The organism is Kribbella qitaiheensis, from assembly GCF_042657745.1.
Taxonomy (GTDB): Bacteria; Actinomycetota; Actinomycetes; order Propionibacteriales; family Kribbellaceae; genus Kribbella; species Kribbella qitaiheensis.
Window position 1 is genome coordinate 68679 of sequence record NZ_JBHSKE010000024.1, and the last position, 17168, is coordinate 85846.

Here is a 17168-nt window from a genome sequence, read left to right on the forward strand (position 1 = left end):
TGCAAGTGACACCGACGCTCACCACTCTGCTCAATGGGTATTCACTGACCACCGACCAGGGCAATCCGGCGTTCTGCTCCGTCCACCTGGTCGAGAGCGAGGCCGGGCGGGTGCTGTTCGACTGCGGCCACGCCGGCCGGCGCCGGATGTTGCTGGAGGCAATGTCTGCTCGTGGACTCGAGCCGGCCGATATCGACACCGTCGTGCTGTCCCACGGCCACTGGGACCATCTGCAGAACGCCGACTTCTTCCGGCAGGCCCGGGTGCTGCTGCACGAGGATGAGCTACGCAATCTGGACGAGCCACCCGCCAGGGACCTCGGCACACCCCGCTGGGCCAAGGCTGTGCTCGACGGGCTGGACATCCATCCGACGGGGGAGGGCGACCAGCTCATCCCCGGCGTCCAGGTACTGGAGCTGCCCGGGCACACCCCTGGCTCGATCGGCCTCGCCGTGACTACCGACGCCGGAATCACCGTGCTCACCGGTGACGCCGTACCCACTGCCGCAGTACTGCGGGCCCGCCGCGCGTCGGGTCGTCCGTACGACGCGGCCAAGGCGGATGCCTCGGTCGACCGGGTTGCCCGCCTGGCCGACCTCGTCTGCCCCGGACACGACGCTCCCTTCCGGATCAGCGCCAGTGGGAACCTGGAGTACGTCGTGAGCCCAGAACCGCTGGTCTTCCGGGGCCAAAGCCGCGCTGTATTCAATTCCTCGCCCACCCCACCACCCCAGTCCTTCGAGGAGACACCGTGAACCAGACCGTGGGACAGACGTCGAGCCTGGTCGAGGAACCACCCGAGGTCGACCTGGCCACCGCCGCGGAGTTCCTGCGCGCGCAGTACGGGATCGACCCCGAGTTGCAGGCGTTGCGGAGTGAGCGTGACCTGAACTTCCTGGCCGTTGCCGACGACGGCCGGCAGTTGGTGCTGAAGGTGTCGAACTCCGGCGACGATCCCGGCCAGATCGCGATGGAGAGCGCGGCGATGCGTCACGTCGCCCTGGTCGATCCCGGTCTCCCGATCCCGCGCATCGTCGACACCGTGGACGGCGAGCAGGTGGTCACGCTGAAGGCCGACGACGGCCGGGTGCACCAGGTCCGGGTGATGACGGTGATGCCGGGTGCGGTCGGCGACCTCGCGGTCCTGCCGGACCGGTTCGCCGCCGACTTCGGCGAGGTCTGCGCGCGGCTTGCTCGTGCGCTCCAGGGCTTCGGTCACCCGTCGGCCGATCGACGACTGGACTGGGATCCCCGGCTGGTGACCGCACTGCGGCCGTTCGCGGAGCAGTTGCCCGACGCGAGCCGCCGGGCGCCGCTGGAGAAGCTGCTGGATCGCTTCGAGAGCTTGGAGGAGGCGACCAAGCGGCTGCCGGCGTTCGTGCTGCACGGTGACGTCACCTTGAGCAATGTGCTGATCGACGCGGACGGGATCTCCGGGGTGATCGACTTCGGCGACATGCACCACACCGCCCGGGTGGCCGATCTCGCGATCAGCCTGACCTCGCTGCTACGGGAGTCCGCCGATCCGTGGCCGGCGGCCGCGGCGTTCCTCGACGCCTATCAGCGGGTGTTGCCGCTCGAGCCCGAGGAAGTGGAGCTGATCGGTGAGCTGGTGCTCGCCCGGATGGCGGCGAGCGTGCTCATGTCGGCGTGGCGGGCGCCGCTCTATCCCGACAACTACGAGTACCTGACGAGCCTCGTCGCCGGCAGTTGGCACGGACTCGATCTGCTGGCGGGGATGGAGGCCACCGAACTCGCGGATCGCTTCCACCAGCTTTGCGGGACCTCGCGGGTGAAATCTGCCCAACGGCTTGATCCGTCGCTGTCGGAGCGTCGGGGAGCAGCACTGGGCGGGCAGCTGTCGCCCTTGTTCTACCGCGAACCGCTGCAGGTGGTCCGGGCTGCCGGAGCCTGGGTGCACACCGCGGACGGGCGTCGCTATCTCGATGCCTACAACAACGTTCCCGTCGTAGGCCATGCTCACCCGGCGGTGGTCCAGGCGATCTCACGCCAAGCCGCGGTGCTGAACATCAACTCCCGCTACCTGCACCCCAACGCCGTCGAGCTCGCGGAGCGGCTCACCGCCTCGATGCCGCCGGGCTTGGACACCTGTGTCTTCGTCAACTCTGGCAGCGAGGCCAACGACCTCGCGTGGCGGATGGCCCGAGTAGTCACCGGCCGGTCCGGAGTGATGGTCGCCGATCTCGCGTACCACGGGGTCAGCGAGGCGACGGCCGCTTGGTCGACCAACACCTACCCGCCGTCGGCGCGTCCCGCGCACGTGGCCGTGTTCGACGCGCCGCGGCTGGATTCGGACGGGCAGCAGCCCAGTGGCGTCGAGGCCGGCCGGCGGGTTCGGCTGGCCCACGACGTGTTGCGCCGGGCCGGTCAGGACGTGGCGTTGCTCGCCGTCGACTCCGTGTTCAGCAGCGCGGGGATCCTCACGCCGACCGGACGGTTCATGCGCGGTCTGCAGGACGAGACCCATACGCTCGGCGGGCTGTTCCTCGCCGACGAGGTGCAGGCGGGCTTCGGCCGCGGCGGTCGCAACCTCTGGCGGTTCACCGACTTCGGCCTGACGCCCGACTTCGTCACGCTGGGCAAGCCGATGGGCAACGGGCACCCGATCGCCGCGCTGATCACCCGGCGGGAGATCGTCGAGCAGTTCATCGCGATCGACGAGTTCTTCAGCACCTTCGCCGGCAACCCGGTGTCCTGTGTCGCCGCGCTGACCGTGCTGGACGTGATCGAGCAGAACGGCCTGGTCGAACGGTCCGGCCGGATCGGCGCGGACTTGTCGGCCGGCCTGGCCCGCCTCGCGCCCAGGCTGCACCCGGCCGCGCGGGTCCGGGGCCAGGGCCTGATGGTCGGGGTCGAGGTTCCGCCGGAGACCCCGCTGAAGGCAACCGACCTGGCCGAACTACTGCGGGAACAGGGCGTCTTCGTCGGCACCACCGGACCAGGCGGCACCGTCCTCAAGATCCGCCCGCCGCTGATCTGGGACCAGGGCCACGTCGACTATTTCCTCAAGGCTTTCGAGGCTGCACTAGCCTGAGGTCCGTGCGCGAACTGGTCGTCCTTGGCACCGGGAGTCAGGTGGCGTCGCGGGAGCGCAGCCAGAACGGGTACTTCCTACGCTGGGACAGCGACGGCTTCCTCTTCGATCCGGGCGAGGGGACCCAACGGCAGATGCTGTACGCCGGGGTCTCGGCCGGCGCGATCACCCGGTTGTGCGTTACCCACTTCCACGGCGACCACTGCCTCGGAGTACCGGGGGTGATTCAGCGGTTGTCGCTCGACGACGTGCGGCATCCTGTGCACGCGCACTACCCGGCGTCCGGCCAGGAGTACTTCACCCGGCTCCGGTACGCCGCGTCGTTCTTCGAGCGGGCCGAGGTCCGGGAGGAGCCGGTCGAGGAGGAGGGTCTGCTCTCGGTCGGGTCGTTCGGCCAGTTGTGGGCCTGGCGGCTGGAGCACCCGGTCGAGTCGTTCGGGTACCAACTGGTCGAGCCCGACGGCCGGCGGATGCTCCCCGACCGGCTGGCGCAGTACGGCGTGGTGGGGCCGGCGGTGAGTCGCCTGCAGCAGGCGGGATCGCTGGAGGTCGACGGGCGTACGGTGACCGTCGAGCAGGTGAGCGAGCCGCGGCCGGGCCAGCGGTTCGCATTCGTGATGGACACCCGGCTCTGCGAAGGGGTCTTCCGGCTGGCCGACGGCGCGGACCTGCTGGTGATCGAGTCGACCTACCTGTCCTCGGAAGGGGAACTGGCCAGGCGCTTCGGGCACCTGACCGCACGGCAGGCCGCCCGGGTGGCGCGGGAGTGCGGGGTCCGCAAGCTCGTGCTGACCCACTTCTCCCAGCGCTACACCGAGCCGGATCGCTTCCACGAGGAGGCCGCGGCCGAGTTCGACGGTGAGATCGTCGTCGCCGCGGACCTGACGCGGGTCTCCGTGCCGACACGCCGCTGAGCGTGTTCGCGGCCGGGAACATCTGGGTACCGTGCGGCTGTTGAAGGATTTAACTACCCGCGTGAGCAAGGAGATTAGATGCTGTACGGACAGGAGCACGTCAAGCGCTACGAGGAGACCGATGGCGAGGAAGGCTACGACTTCGGCGACCACGGCGCGCACATCCTCATCCTCACCACGATCGGCCGGAAGTCCGGGGTCGAGCGCAAGAACGCGCTGATCTACCGCGAGGTCGAGGGTGGATACGCGATCGTCTCCTCCGCCGGCGGCGCCGACGCACACCCCGGTTGGCACTTCAACCTCGAGGCCGACCCGGACGTCAAGGTCCAGGTCAAGGCCGACCGTTTCGCCGCCCACGCCCGCGTCGCCGACGACGAGGAGCGCGCCCGGATCTGGCCGCTGATGACCGAGATCTGGCCGGACTACGACACCTACACCACCAAGACCGACCGCCAGATCCCCATCGTCATCCTCGAACGCCGATAGTCCTCCCCACGCGGCTCCTGACGGATGACCGGGCAACGAATTGTCGTTGCCCGGTCATCTCGTCGTGATCCAGGTGAGGCCCGCCAGCAACTCGCCGAGGCCGGCTACATCCTGCGCGCCCTCGGCATCCCGATCACGGACCTCTAGCGCAGGTCCCGGAAGAACTCGCGGACGTCCGTCGTCAGTAGTTCGGGCTCTTCCAGGGCGGCGAAGTGGCCGCCTCGGGGGACGTCGGTCCAGCGGGTGATGGTGTTCTCCTGTTCGACGTAGCGGCGGATCGCTACGTCGTGGGCGAAGATGAGGGCAGCGGTCGGGACGCCGGAGTTCTCCTTCGTCACGCCCCACGGCGCCGCCTGCGCATAGCCGACGTACGCGGCCGTGCCGGCCGTGCCCGTGAGCCAGTAGAGCATCACGTTGGTGAGCAGCCGGTCCCGGTCGATGATTGCGTCCGGCAACGTTGCACGCGGGTGGGTCCACTCGCGGAACTTGTCCATGATCCACGCGAGCTGCCCGACGGGCGAGTCGACGAGCCCGTAGGCGAGCGTCTGCGGACGAGTCGACTGGATCGCGACATAGCCGAACTCCTCCTGCATGAACGCGTTGATCCGCGCGACCCGGTCCTGCTCGATCGGCGACAGGCTCGCCAGCTCCTCCGCCGGCATCGGGTACGGCGCGATCGGACCGGGCCCGCCGTTCGTGTGGACTCCGATCACGTGCTCGCGATCCGCCCGTCCCACCTCTGCCGAGACGGTCGCGCCGATGTCACCACCCTGTACGGCGTACCGGTCGTAGCCGAGGCGGTTCATCAGCTCCGCCCAGGCTCGGCCGGTCCGGTTAGTGGTCCAGCCGCCTTCACTCGTCGGCCCGGAGAACCCGAACCCCGGCAGCGACGGGATCACCAGATGGAAGGCATCCGCCGCGTCCCCGCCGTACGACGCGGGGTCGGTCAACGGACCGATCAAGTCGAGGAACTCCACGATCGACCCCGGCCACCCGTGGGTCAGCATCAGCGGCAGCGCATCCGGCTCAGCCGACCTCACGTGCAGGAAGTGGATCTGCTGGCCATCGATCTCGGTCGTGTACTGCGGGAACTCGTTCAACTGCTTCTCGGCGGCTCGCCAGTCGTAGCCGGTCCGCCAGTACTCGACCATTTCGGACAGCCAGGCGACCGGGACGCCGGTGTCCCAGTCGTCGCCGGGTAGTGCGGCCGGGAATCGCGCGGCGGCGAGCCGGTCCTGGAGATCGTCGAGAGTGCTCTGCGGGATGTCGATGACGAAGGGCTTGATCATGTCCCCGACTCTGTCACCTGGTTAGGACAGGTTCAGTCCTAGCTCGATGGCAGACTGGGGAACATGTTGGAGACCTCGGCGCGACTGCTCAAATTGCTCTCCTTGCTGCAGTCCCCGCGCGACTGGAGCGGTACCGCGCTCGCGGAGGAACTCGGCGTCGGAGTACGGACCGTCCGCCGCGATGTCGACAAGCTCCGCAACCTCGGCTACCCCGTCGACGCCGTACCCGGGGTGGCCGGCTATCGCCTGGGTGCCGGCGCATCCCTGCCGCCGCTTCTGCTCGACGACGAGGAGGCGGTCGCCGTCGCGATCGGACTACGGGCGGCCGCGACCGGGGGTGTCTCGGGCATCGAGGAGTCGTCGGTGCGCGCCCTGACCAAGCTCGAGCAGGTTCTGCCCTCGCGACTGCGCCATCGGGTCCGCCTACTCCAGTCGGTGGCAGTGACTCCGACTGTCGGAGCGTCGGTGGCGCCCGACGTGGTGATGGCCGTCGCGGCCGCTTGCCGCGATCACCAGCGCCTCCGCTTCGACTACCGCAGCCACGACGGCACCTCGACGATCCGTACTACGGAGCCGCATCGCCTGGTCCAGACCGGACGCCGGTGGTACCTCGTGGCCTGGGATCTGAATCGCGAGGACTGGCGAACCTTCCGCCTGGACCGACTGAACCCGCGGATCCCTACCGGCCCACGCTTCACGCCTCGACAGGCGCCCGGACTCGAAGACACCAGTCGAGGAGTCGCCTCGGGCGCGTATCGCTACCAGGCTCGCTTCCTGGTCCGTGCGCCCGCCGAGGAGGTCGCCGACCGGATCGCCAACACCATCGGCACGGTCGAGCCGGTCGACGCCTCGACCTGCATCCTCTCCACCGGCTCGAACTCCCTCGACGAACTCACCCTCTATGTCGGCCTCCTCGGCTTCGACTTCCAGGTCGAGTCCCCACCCGAACTGATCGACCACGTCCGCACCCTCACCGCCCGCCTCGGAGCGGCTACGCCGGCTTGATGTTCTGGTTCAGGTGGAACGTGTTCTCGGGGTCCCAGGTGGTCTTCAGCGTGGTCAGGCGGGCCAGCTTCGCGGGCGGGAAGGCCCGGCGTACGCTCTCGCCGTTGAGGGTGTTGAGGTACGCGCCCCCGGCGTACTGGTCGAGTGAAGCGGCGTACGCGCGGATCGTGGCGATCCGCTCCTCGTCGTCGGCCGGGTCCTCCCACCGGGTCGCGGTGACGAACTCGAACAACGTGTCCCGCTGGCTGAACGCGGCCTCCTCGTCCGGTACGTCGGAGATGGCGCCGCCGTAGGCCTGGAGGCTCGCACCGACACCGGGATTCCGCAGCAGTGCCCGGATCGCGTCGTCCGTGAGGGCCTTGAAGTAGTGGCCCTTCCAGTAGCGGCGGTACCGGTGCCCCTGGATGCCGTCGTCGCGGCTCTGCAAGGCCAGGTAAGGAACCTCTTCGATGCTCTTGGCAACGACCTGGCCGAGGCCGTCGAAGGCCTGCAACAACTGCTCGCGCCCAGCCGGGTCGCCGACCCAGACGAAGCCCACGGTGATCCCGTCGCCGCCTATGCTCGCGGTGAAGGTCGCCTGCCGCGGAGCGGTCGCGTTCAGCTCGCGCCAGGCCCGCAGTACTGCGAAACTCTCGGCGGCGGGGTAGGTGAACTCGGCGACGCGTGCCTGGGTGCCGATGGCGTGCAGCCGGAACTCGAACGAGGTGACGATGCCGAAGTTGCCGCCGCCACCGCGCAGACCCCAGAAGAGGTCCGGGTTCTCCGTCGCGCTGGCGTGCACGACGTCGCCGGTCGCAGTCACCATCTCGCAGCGGACGACGTTGTCGCAGGCGAGGCCGAACTGCCGGGCCAGCCAGCCCATGCCGCCGCCGAGGGTGAGGCCGCCGACCCCGGTGTGGGACACGTTGCCCGCGGTGGTGGCCAGACCGTGCTGCTGCGCCGCGCGATCCAGTTCGCCTAGTAGGGCGCCGCCCTGGACCCAGGCGAGCCGCCGGTCGGGGTCGACCCGGACCTCGCTCATCGGGGTGAGGTCGATCATCAGGCCGCCGTCGGGTACGGCGAGGCCGGCGATGCTGTGGCCGCCGCACCGAACGCCGATCTCCAGGTCGTGCTGGCGCGCGTACCGGACCGCGGCGGCGACCTCGGCGGTGGTGTGGCACCTGGCGATCGCGGCCGGGCGGCGGTCGACCATCGCGTTCCAGACGCTCCGGGCCTCGTCGTAGCCGGGCTCGCCCTCGCGGATCAAGGTCTCGGTCTGGAGCTGGATGGCGGTCATGAGCTTGCCCCTCTGCTGGAAAGTCTTGGTACTCACGACCATGACAGCGAAGCGGTACCCGGATAAGGTCCAGTTCCATGAGCCGATCCAGGACCAATTCCGGTTCCGGGGAGCTGTTGGTCGAGCTCCGCCGGGAGACGACCGTGCCGCTGCACCAGCAGTTGGAGAGTGGGATCCGGGAGCGGATCCGGCAGGGCCTGCTGCGGGCGGACACGGTGATGCCGTCGACCCGGGCGCTCGCGACGGACCTCGGCCTGTCCCGCGGCGTTGTCGTCGAGGCCTACCAGCAACTGGTCGCCGAGGGGTATCTCGTCAGCCGTACGGGCGGCTACACGCAGGTCGCGCCCGCGGCAGCCCGGGCAACTCCGCAAGACAAGGGGAAAACGGCGCCGATCGGTCCGCCGAGGATCGACTTCAAGTACAGCCGTCCCGATGTCTCGCAGTTCCCCCGGGCGGCCTGGCTGCGCTCGATCCGCCGGGTGCTGAACGAGACGCCGCACCTGAGTTTCGCCTACCTCGACGGCCGCGGCGCTGGGGAGTTGCGCGAGGCATTGGCCGACTACCTCAACCGGGTGCGCGGCACCTCGGCCCAGCCCGAGAATATGCTGGTCTGCAACGGATTCGCGCAGGGATCGCGGTTGCTCCTCCAGGTGCTCGCCGCCTCCGGGTATAAGCGGCTCGCAGTCGAGGACCCGTCGGACAACGAACTGCGGGAGGTCGCGACCACCGCCGGACTCGAGGCTGTCGGAGTACCGGTGCTGGAGTCCGGCCTGGATGTGGAGGCACTCGAGCGGTCCGGAGCAGACGTAGTACTGGTGACTGCCGCGCATCAGTTCCCGACCGGGGCGGTCACCTCGGCCGAGACGCGGGCGGCGCTGGTCGAGTGGGCCGCGCGGCGCGATGCGCTGATCATCGAGGACGACTACGACGCGGAGTACCGGTACGACCGTGAGCCGATCGGCGCGATGCAAGGGCTCGCGCCGGATCGGGTGGTCTACGCGGGGACTGCGAGTAAGACGCTGGCGCCGGGGCTCCGGCTTGGTTGGCTGATCCTGCCTGCGCGGCTGGTCGAGCCGATGGCGGCCGCCAAGATCGTCGACGACCGCGGCTCGCCGGTGCTGGACCAGTTGACCTTCGCCGACTTCGTCGCGCGCGGCGAGTTCGACCGGCACCTGCGCCGGATGCGACCGCGGTACCGGCGGTTGCGCGATGCCCTGGTCGGCCGGCTGGCCGAGCGGTTGCCGGACCTGGAGCCGATCGGGGTCTCCGCCGGGCTGCACGTGATGGCCTGGCTGCCGGCGGACGTGTCCGAGAGCGCGGTGACCCAGGCCGCGCGGGAACGCGGGCTCGGCGTCTACGGCCTGAAGCCCTACTGGGTGCGGAATGCCGGACCTGAGGGTCTCGTCTTCGGGTACGGCGGACTGACCGAGCCGGCCGTTGTCGAAGGCATCGACCTGCTTGCAGACACCATCGCCTCACTGCGTCGTTAGTGTCCTGCGTCGGAGGGTGCCTGGCGCGCGGTTCGTCGTACTGGAGAAGGCCGCTCACCTCGCCGCGCTGGAGTGCCCGGACGAGTGAACGTCCTGATCGACAAGTTCCTAGCCGATCACTCGTAGTCCGTCGAGGTGCTGACGTGGGCCCATTGGGCGGCCTCGTCGGCGCGGGACCGGGAGGCGCGATCGGCGTGCTCCAGGGCGTCCTTGCCGAGCAGCAGTCGCAGCGGCGGCTCGTCCAGGGCGGCGATGTCGACGACGGCCTGGGCTGCCCTGGCGGGATCGCCCGCCTGCTTGCCGTCGACGCTCACGCGGTACCGGTTGAGCTCGCCGACGGTCGACGCGTAGTCCTCGCCGACCGGCGCGATCGTCATCGACGAGCCACCCCAGTCGGTGCGGAAGGCGCCCGGCTCGATGATCGTCACCTTGACGCCGAACGGCCTGACCTCGTTGTTGAGCACCTCTGAGAAGCCTTCGACGGCAAACTTCGCGGTCTGGTACGCGCCCATCCCCGGGGTGCCGCCGACGCGTCCGCCGATCGAGGAGAACTGCAGGAAGTGGCCGGAGCGCTGCTTGCGGAACACCGGCAGGGCGGCTTTGGTGACGTTGACGACGCCGTACAGGTTGGTCTCGATCTGCGCTCGGAAGTCCTCGTCGGTGGTCTCCTCGATCGGCGCGCTGTTCGCGTAGCCGGCGTTGTTCGCGACCACATCCAGGCCGCCGAACTCGTCGATCGCGGTCTGCACGGCGCCCCGGGCAGCCTCGGCGTCGGTGACGTCCAGGGCGACGGCGCGGATGGCGTCGCCGTACTCCTTCACCAGGTCGTCGAGCTGCTCGGGCCGGCGAGCGGTCGCGACCACGCGGTCGCCGCTGTCCAGGACCGCCCTGGTGAGCTCGCGCCCGAGGCCGCGGGAACTGCCGGTGATGAGCCAGGTCTTGCTCATGATCTTTCTCCACTAACTAACCGACTGGTTGGATAGTTCTATGGAACCTCGCTCGGCGGCAATAATCAACTGACCAGTTGGTTGGTAGACTCGGGAGCATGCAGAGAGACGCCGGACGGACCAGGCAACGGATCCTCGAGGCCGCGACCGAGGAGTTCGCCGCGCTCGGCATCGCCGGCGCCCGGGTGAACCGGATCGCCGAGGTGGCCGGCTGCAACAAGGCGATGCTGTACGCGTACTACGGCAACAAGGACCAGTTGTTCGACGCGGTGTTCACCGCCTATATCGACGCGTACCTCGACGAGGTGGGCTTCGACGCGGACGACCTGCCGTCGTACGCCGGTCGCGTCTTCGACTACTTCGAGGAGCAACCGGGGCACCTGCGGCTCGCCACCTGGTACCGGTTGGAGCGACCGCAGGGGGCTCGACTGGACGCTGTGCTGGCGGTCAACGCGGACCGGCTCGCCGAGTTGGAGCGGGCTCAGGCCGATGGCGTGATCCCGGCAGACTTCAGCCCGGTGGAACTGCTGTCCCTGATCCAGTCGATCGCCACCAGTTGGTCGACGATGAACCCGGAGTACGGCAGCGCGGTGCCCGCCGACCGTGCCCACCGCCGCCGGACCGTGGTGGACGCGGTCGAGCGGTTGCTCAGCAGCTGAGCCACTGGAGTGTGGTCGGCGCCCCGCCGCGGTACCTGCGTGAGAGTGGCCGGCTGGGGTGTGGTGCGGGTCACGGTGGATTCTCAGGTGATTCCTCCATCGGGTCGATGGTGCTCTCAGGATCGCGCGCTCTACTCGAATCAGCAGGGAAATGGGCTGAGGAGGCAATCGGAATGAGCGAGATCGACGGAGAGCAGGGACCGACGCCGGACCAGACCGGTCGGCAGGGTTCGGGGCAGCAACAGGGACAGGGTCCGAACACCCCGCCGCCGTCGCCGCAGCCCCAGCAGCCGGGGAACCAGCAGAACCCGCAGAGCCAGCAGGGCCAGCAGGGATGGACGCCGCAGTACGGGCCGTCGCACTACAGGCCGCAGGAACACCCGCAGTACGGGCAGCAAGGTCAACCCGGGCAGGCGCCGTACGGCCAGCAGGGGCAGCCGCAGTTCGGTCAGCAGGGTCAGCCGGCGCAGCCGCCGTACGGGCAGCCAGGGCAGCCGCAGTACGGGCATCCGGGTCAGCCGCACTACGCGGCGCAGGGGCAGCCGCAGTACGGGCAGGCGCCGTACGGGTATCCGTATGGGCAGCCGCATGGCGGGCACTGGGGCCCGATGCCGTTCCACCACCAGCCGCCGAAGCGGCGGAGGCGGATGCCGGCGCTGATCGGGGCGTTCGGAGTGGCCGCCGCCCTGGTCCTCGGATCGGTTGCCTGGGGCATCGATCAGCACTCGAACGCGAACAGCTCCAAGCTCTCCCAGCCGATGAACGCGGCCTCGGTGGCCGCGCAGGTCTCGCCCGGGCTGGTCGACGTGAACACGGTGCTCGGCTTCGAGGGCGCTCGCGCCGCCGGTACCGGGATCGTGCTGACGTCCGACGGCGAGGTGCTGACCAACCACCACGTGGTGGAGGGTGCGACGCAGATCTCCGTCGTGGACATCGGCAACGGCAAGACCTACTCGGCCAGCGTCGAGGGCTACGACGCGACCCACGACATCGCGGTCCTGAAGCTGAAGGACGCGTCCGGGCTGCAGACCGCCAAGACCGGTGACTCCTCCAAGGTCGCGATCGGCGACCAGGTGGTCGGCATCGGCAACGCCGGGGGAGTGGGCGGTACGCCGAGCTTCGCCGCCGGCAAGGTGACCGGCCTGAACCAGGCGATCACCGCGACCGACGCGTCCGGTTCCGACCCGGAGAACCTCACCGGCCTGATCCAGACCGACGCCAACATCCAGGCGGGTGACTCGGGCGGACCGCTCGCCAACGCCGCCGGCGAGGTGATCGGCGTCGACACCGCGGGTGGCTCGAGCAACCCGACTCCGGGCGGCTCCGGCGAGACCGCCTACAGCCCCAGTGCGACCTCAGCCACCGCGACGCTGACCGCCTCGGGTGACGGCACCGGCAACGGCTCGCCCTTCGGCGACGGCGACGGCAGCGGCTTCGGAGACGGCAACGGCCCGGGCTTCGGCGGCCAGGGCTTCGGCGACGGCCAGGGACAAGGCAACGGCCAAGGTCAGGGACAGGGCGACGGCCAGGGCCAGACGACGACGCAGGGCTTCGCGGTGCCGATCAACCAGGCACTGGAGATCGCCCAGCAGATCGACAAGGGCGACTCGTCCTCGACCGTCCACATCGGCGGCTCCCCGATGCTCGGCATCTCGGTTCTCGCCAACGCCACCGGCACCTCGGGCGCCGTCGTCAACGACGTCCTCGCCAACGGCAAGGCCGAGGAGGCCGGCATCACCGCGGGCGACGTGATCACCTCCCTCGGCGGCAAGACCGTCGACTCGGCCGACGCGCTCTCCAACCTGCTCGACCAGCACCACCCAGGCGACAAGGTAGCCGTCACCTGGACCGACCAGACCGGCGGTCACCACTCCGCCACGATCGAACTGGCCACCGGCCCGGTTCGCTGACGCCTCCATCGGCGAACCGCCAGATTGGGCCCGCGGCGCTCCTCTCCCCTCAGAGCGCGCGGGCCCGATCGTTTGTCATTTCAGCTGAGAAAGCCCTCGCGCCAGGTCGGGTACTGCGGTGTCCAGTGCAGGCGGTTGCGGGCGTAGTGGTTGTCCGCGCCGCGGGCCCAAGGCGTCCGCCCGGTGTCGACCGGTGCCGGCTCAGGAGCACCGACGGAACGGGCGAAAGCGGGAATCCACTCGGCGGCCGCAGTGGGCTCGTCGTCGACGATGTTGACCGGTCCGCTCGGCCAGCCGAGTGCCTGGACCGCGGCCGCGGCAGCGTCCTCCACCTGTACGAAGCTGCTGACGTCGGAGTTCGGGACGAGCTCACCGGCACCGACCTTGTCGTCCATCAGCCCGCCCTTCGAGTACCAGGTGCCCGGACCGTAGAGCGTGCCGTAGCGGAGAACCACCCACTCGGGCACCTCGGCCACGATCTCCTCCAGTGTGGCCACGCCCTCCACGGACCCCAGCCGAGGCATCGACGCGCCGAGATCGAGCGGAGTCCGTTCGACTGCCGGCGAGTCGCCGGCTTCATAAGCCCAGGCAATGCTCTGCGCGATCACCCGACGAGCGCCCGCGGCGAGTGCCGCGTCGACAAGGTTCCGCGTACCGGTCTTCCGGATGGTCGAGTTCGCGGCGAAGTCGCCTCTGCCCAGGTCGGTCAGCTGGTGCATCACCACGTCGGGCTGTGCCGCGATCACGGCAGCCGTCAGCGCCGCTGCGTCGTAGACATCTGCCTGCACCGCCTCGGCACCCTGCGCCTTCAGGACGTCGACGTGTGCCGCACGCCGAACCAGTCCAGTGACCTGATGTCCCGCAGCGATCAACTCAGGGACGAGGATGCGACCGATCACTCCTGTTGCCCCGGCCAGGAAGACCCGCATCAGTTCGCCTCCGAGAGGTCGGCGTCCGCGGTCCGGGCTCCCCGCCGGTCGCGCCGGGCGTCGAGTTCCTCGGCATCGACGAGCGTGAGCATCGGCTGTCCCGGTACACCGAGCATCACGACCACGAAGCGGGTCGGCCGGTCGGCGAGGTGGTTGGCGGCCTGGTAGTGGATCAGGTCGCCGCCGGGCTCCCAGAAGGCCTCGCCCTCTTTGATCACGCGCGGGGCCTCGCCTTCGAGCTCGAAGAGCAGCTCGCCCTCAAGCAGGTAGCCGAACACCGGTCCCGAGTGCCGGTGGGGAGGGGTCCCCGGATCGCCCGGCGGTAGGTCGACGGTCGCCGTCATCACCTCAGTCCCGGCGGGGATCCGCGGTGGCACCACATCCAGCAGCATCGTCAACTGCGAGTTCGATTCCATGCTCCCAACGTAAAAGCCCGAATGACCCCTCAACTGGTCCACTTCGCCGGTTGTTCGATGGTCCATTTCGCCGCATTCGAGCTGAGAGGCCCGCAGGCGAGCTGAGCAGCGCCGTACTCGAGTTGAGTAGCGCCAGAGTCGAGTTGAGTAGCGCCGGAGTCGAGTTGAGGAAGGGGTGAACGGGCGTTTACTGTAGAGGTGAACAGCTGTTCACTGCGGCCGCTCCACCGCAGCCCTTCCTCGTAAGGACTTCCTTGACCGTCCGTCCCGCTGCTCACCCGCGTCTGGTTCTGGCCGCACTCGCCTCCTGTGGCGTGCTGGTGTCGGTGATGCAGACGATCGTCGTGCCGTTGCTGCCCGAACTGCCCTCGCTCACCAACAGCCGCCCGGCCGACGTCAGTTGGCTGGTCACCATCACCCTGCTCACCGGCGCCGTGTTCACCCCGTTGCTCGGCCGGGCCGGCGACATGTACGGCAAGCGCCGGGTGCTGATCGTCGCGCTCGCGTCGATGGTGCTCGGTTCGTTGCTCTGCGCAATCAGTTCCCTGCTGCCGGTGCTGATCGCGGGCCGCGCCTTCCAAGGGGCGGCGGTCGCCGTCGTCCCGCTCGGCATCAGCATCCTGCGCGACGAGTTGCCGCCGGACCGGGTGATCCCGTCCATCGCGATCATGAGTTCCACCCTGGGCGTCGGCGCCGCGTTCGGCATCCCGGCCGCGACGCTGGTGGTGCAGTACGCCAACTGGCACACGATGTTCTGGATCTGCCTCGCGCTCGGCCTGCTCGACATCCTGCTGGTGCTGCTGATCGTGCCCGAGTCGAAGCTGCGCACGAGCGGGCGGTTCGACGTACCGGGTGCTCTCGGGTTGAGCGCGTTCCTGGTCTGCCTGCTGCTGGCGGTGTCCAAGGGGAGCGCCTGGGGCTGGGCGTCCGCGGCGACGCTCGGGTTGTTCGCCGGCGCGGTCGTGATCGTGCCGCTGTGGATCCTGTTCGAGCTGCGGACCTCAGCACCGCTGGTGGATCTGCGGGTGTCGGCGCGACCGGCCGTGCTGTTCACCAACCTCGCCGCGCTGCTGATCGGCTTCGCCTTCTACGCGAACTCGCTGACCACCGCGCAACTCGTGCAGGAGCCGACGTCGACCGGGTACGGGCTGGGCGCCTCGATCGTGGTCAGCGGGTTGTGCCTGCTGCCCGGCGGTATCGCGATGGTGCTGCTCTCGCCCGTCTCCGCGCGGATCTCCAAGGCTCGTGGGCCGCGCTTCACCCTCGCGATCGCGGCCGCCCTGATGGCCGCCGGGTACGTCGTACGACTGTTCACCAGCGAGAACCTGATCGCGATCGTGGCGGGTGCGACCGTGGTCGCGGCCGGAACCGCCGTGGCCTACTCGGCACTTCCGGCTCTGATCATGCATGCTGTGCCCGTGACCGAAACGGCCGCCGCGAACGGCCTCAACACCTTGATGCGCACGATCGGGCAGGCAGTCTGCAGCGCGATCGTGGCCACTGTCCTGGCCAACGTGGTCGCCACGCACGCGGGCCGGACGGCCCCGACGCTCGGCGCCTACCTGATCATCTTCGTGATCGCCGGCGCCGCCGCGCTGGTCGCGGTCGGCCTCACCCTGTTGATCCCGGCCCGCGGGGCCAGGCCGGCGCGCCACCCCGCACTGGCCGAGGCGGGCCGGACCACGTGACCGACGTCGGCCGTACCGCGATCCTCCGGGCGGCGCGCAGGGCGTTCGCGCGGCAGCCCTATGCGGCGGTGACGCTGCGGGGGATCGCCAAGGACGCTAATGTCAGCGCTTCGCTGATCGTCAAGCACTTCGGCGGCAAGGAGTCCCTGTTCGACCAGGTCGCCGACTTCAGCGACGCGGCCGAACTGTTGCTGGCGGCCCCTGATGCCGAGCTTGGCCGGCACGCGGTGGTGACCCTGATCCAGTGGCGCCGCGACAACGGCAGCGACCTTCTGCTCCGGGTGGTCTTCGCCATCGGCATCAGCGACGAACGGAAACTCCTCCGCGAGCGGTTCCACGACCAGGTCGTCCAGGCCTTCGCGGACCGTCTCTCCGGCGACGACATCAAGCTGCGAGCAGACCTCATCGTCGCCCACCTGCTCGGCCTCGGCGCCGCCCTCGCCGTCGACAAGACCGGCCCGACCGCCTCCGCCGACCCCGCCCAGGTCGCCGACCTCTACGCCCCTGCCCTCCAGTCGCTGATCAGCTGAGCGCTCGGCCGCAGCGCCGTCGTTCCCACCCGGGCACAGCGCCCGCCACTCCCATCCGCAGCGCACGTGGTTGCCCAACTCGGACTGGCCGAGCGAGGCCGGTCCCACCCGGCCGAGCGGCCTGTTCCCATCCCGCGGCGCACGCGTTCCCACCCGGCCGAGCGTGCTCCGTTCTCACCCTGCAGAGTGCGGGCCGTCTCACCCGCATCAGCGGGGTGGTTCGCGGTCTCCGCTGCGTGATGGTGCTAGTACGGCAGCCGTAGTTCGTGATCTGGCGGTGTGGCGGTCCCGGACGCGAGGCGGCCACCGCTCGATGATCTCGGGTTGTGTGGACTCAAGATGATCTCGCGGTGGCCGCGGGCCAAAGCATAGACCCTGGTTGTTGGCGGATGGAGTTTGACAGGTTGATGGCGCGGATCGCGTCTCGGTTCGCGCGGGTGGAGTCGCGGCGGCTGGGGCGGGATGCGGTCGCGGGGTTGATGTCGGGGTTGGCGGTGAAGAACTGTTGGACGCTGGCCGAACACGCCGGCCATGACTCGCCTGATGGCCTGCAGCACCTGCTGCGGAAGGCGAA

17 protein-coding genes and 1 pseudogene are annotated in these 17168 nt (G+C 69.3%); 12 read left to right on the plus strand and 6 right to left on the minus strand.

All coding sequences use genetic code 11. From position 1 onward, the window contains the following. Nucleotides 1–5 precede the first annotated feature (5 nt). The 5 genes from ACFPJ1_RS19885 (at nucleotide 6) to ACFPJ1_RS19905 (ending at nucleotide 4602) form a co-directional block, all read left to right on the plus strand. Nucleotides 6–755, plus strand: a complete 750-nt coding sequence (locus tag ACFPJ1_RS19885; RefSeq protein WP_380105851.1) for an MBL fold metallo-hydrolase — start codon at nucleotides 6–8, stop codon at nucleotides 753–755. Then, nucleotides 752–3055 carry an aminotransferase class III-fold pyridoxal phosphate-dependent enzyme gene (locus ACFPJ1_RS19890; protein ID WP_380105853.1) on the plus strand — a complete coding sequence of 768 codons (2304 nt, stop codon included), beginning with the start codon at nucleotides 752–754 and terminating at the stop codon, nucleotides 3053–3055. Before ACFPJ1_RS19885 ends, ACFPJ1_RS19890 begins: the two co-directional genes overlap by 4 nt. Nucleotides 3056–3060: 5 nt before the next feature. Continuing rightward, complete coding sequence (locus ACFPJ1_RS19895) at nucleotides 3061–3969, plus strand: ribonuclease Z (RefSeq protein WP_380105855.1); 909 nt, start codon at nucleotides 3061–3063, stop codon at nucleotides 3967–3969. 78 nt (nucleotides 3970–4047) lie between these two features. Next, nucleotides 4048–4455 (plus strand): nitroreductase family deazaflavin-dependent oxidoreductase, encoded by a 408-nt coding sequence (locus ACFPJ1_RS19900; protein ID WP_380105857.1) that lies wholly within the window; start codon nucleotides 4048–4050, stop codon nucleotides 4453–4455. A gap of 24 nt (nucleotides 4456–4479) precedes the next feature. Continuing rightward, nucleotides 4480–4602: a hypothetical protein gene (locus ACFPJ1_RS19905; protein WP_380105859.1), complete on the plus strand. Its 123-nt coding sequence runs from the start codon at nucleotides 4480–4482 to the stop codon at nucleotides 4600–4602. Here the strand turns inward: ACFPJ1_RS19905 and ACFPJ1_RS19910 are convergent. Continuing rightward, the gene (locus ACFPJ1_RS19910) at nucleotides 4599–5744 is read right to left on the minus strand and encodes an epoxide hydrolase family protein (protein WP_380105860.1); all 1146 of its coding nucleotides are present in this window, start codon (nucleotides 5742–5744) and stop codon (nucleotides 4599–4601) included. The two genes, ACFPJ1_RS19905 and ACFPJ1_RS19910, sit on opposite strands and share 4 nt — an antisense overlap. Nucleotides 5745–5807: 63 nt before the next feature. On the opposite strand from ACFPJ1_RS19910, the gene ACFPJ1_RS19915 reads away from it, so the two are divergent. Continuing rightward, nucleotides 5808–6749: a helix-turn-helix transcriptional regulator gene (locus tag ACFPJ1_RS19915; RefSeq protein ID WP_380105862.1), complete on the plus strand. Its 942-nt coding sequence runs from the start codon at nucleotides 5808–5810 to the stop codon at nucleotides 6747–6749. On the opposite strand, the gene ACFPJ1_RS19920 is transcribed toward ACFPJ1_RS19915, so the two are convergent. After that, nucleotides 6736–8025, minus strand: coding sequence for an FAD-binding oxidoreductase (locus tag ACFPJ1_RS19920; protein ID WP_380105864.1), 1290 nt, complete (start codon nucleotides 8023–8025; stop codon nucleotides 6736–6738). The two genes, ACFPJ1_RS19915 and ACFPJ1_RS19920, sit on opposite strands and share 14 nt — an antisense overlap. A gap of 77 nt (nucleotides 8026–8102) precedes the next feature. On the opposite strand from ACFPJ1_RS19920, the gene pdxR reads away from it, so the two are divergent. Further along, on the plus strand, nucleotides 8103–9515 hold the full coding sequence (gene pdxR, locus ACFPJ1_RS19925) for a MocR-like pyridoxine biosynthesis transcription factor PdxR (RefSeq protein ID WP_380105866.1): 1413 nt from the start codon (nucleotides 8103–8105) through the stop codon (nucleotides 9513–9515). 116 nt (nucleotides 9516–9631) lie between these two features. Here pdxR and ACFPJ1_RS19930 read toward each other — a convergent pair whose 3' ends face one another. Further along, complete coding sequence (locus ACFPJ1_RS19930; protein ID WP_380105868.1) at nucleotides 9632–10462, minus strand: oxidoreductase; 831 nt, start codon at nucleotides 10460–10462, stop codon at nucleotides 9632–9634. Nucleotides 10463–10560: 98 nt separating this feature from the next. Here ACFPJ1_RS19930 and ACFPJ1_RS19935 point away from each other — a divergent pair, with 98 nt between their 5' ends. After that, a complete protein-coding gene (locus tag ACFPJ1_RS19935; RefSeq protein ID WP_380105869.1) occupies nucleotides 10561–11121 on the plus strand; it encodes a TetR family transcriptional regulator in 561 nt (186 codons plus the stop codon). Between the two features lie 173 nt (nucleotides 11122–11294). Continuing rightward, complete coding sequence (locus ACFPJ1_RS19940) at nucleotides 11295–13031, plus strand: S1C family serine protease (protein ID WP_380105870.1); 1737 nt, start codon at nucleotides 11295–11297, stop codon at nucleotides 13029–13031. A gap of 80 nt (nucleotides 13032–13111) precedes the next feature. Here ACFPJ1_RS19940 and ACFPJ1_RS19945 read toward each other — a convergent pair whose 3' ends face one another. Genes ACFPJ1_RS19945 through ACFPJ1_RS19955 form a run of 3 tightly spaced genes read right to left on the minus strand, consistent with a single transcriptional unit; the run spans nucleotide 13112 to nucleotide 14654 of the window. Next, on the minus strand, nucleotides 13112–13960 hold the full coding sequence (locus tag ACFPJ1_RS19945) for an NAD-dependent epimerase/dehydratase family protein (RefSeq protein WP_380105872.1): 849 nt from the start codon (nucleotides 13958–13960) through the stop codon (nucleotides 13112–13114). Continuing rightward, a complete protein-coding gene (locus ACFPJ1_RS19950; protein ID WP_380105873.1) occupies nucleotides 13960–14376 on the minus strand; it encodes a cupin domain-containing protein in 417 nt (138 codons plus the stop codon). The genes ACFPJ1_RS19945 and ACFPJ1_RS19950 overlap by 1 nt, the downstream gene beginning before the upstream one ends. 29 nt (nucleotides 14377–14405) lie before the next feature. Beyond that, nucleotides 14406–14654, minus strand: coding sequence for a hypothetical protein (locus ACFPJ1_RS19955; protein WP_380105874.1), 249 nt, complete (start codon nucleotides 14652–14654; stop codon nucleotides 14406–14408). Here ACFPJ1_RS19955 and ACFPJ1_RS19960 point away from each other — a divergent pair. The 3 genes and pseudogenes from ACFPJ1_RS19960 to ACFPJ1_RS19970 form a co-directional block, all read left to right on the plus strand. Beyond that, nucleotides 14631–16064 carry an MFS transporter gene (locus ACFPJ1_RS19960; protein ID WP_380105875.1) on the plus strand — a complete coding sequence of 478 codons (1434 nt, stop codon included), beginning with the start codon at nucleotides 14631–14633 and terminating at the stop codon, nucleotides 16062–16064. The two genes, ACFPJ1_RS19955 and ACFPJ1_RS19960, sit on opposite strands and share 24 nt — an antisense overlap. Beyond that, nucleotides 16061–16594 (plus strand): TetR/AcrR family transcriptional regulator, encoded by a 534-nt coding sequence (locus ACFPJ1_RS19965; RefSeq protein ID WP_380105877.1) that lies wholly within the window; start codon nucleotides 16061–16063, stop codon nucleotides 16592–16594. The genes ACFPJ1_RS19960 and ACFPJ1_RS19965 overlap by 4 nt, the downstream gene beginning before the upstream one ends. Nucleotides 16595–17001: 407 nt before the next feature. Next, nucleotides 17002–17168: pseudogene (locus ACFPJ1_RS19970) on the plus strand (IS701 family transposase); the annotation flags it as partial.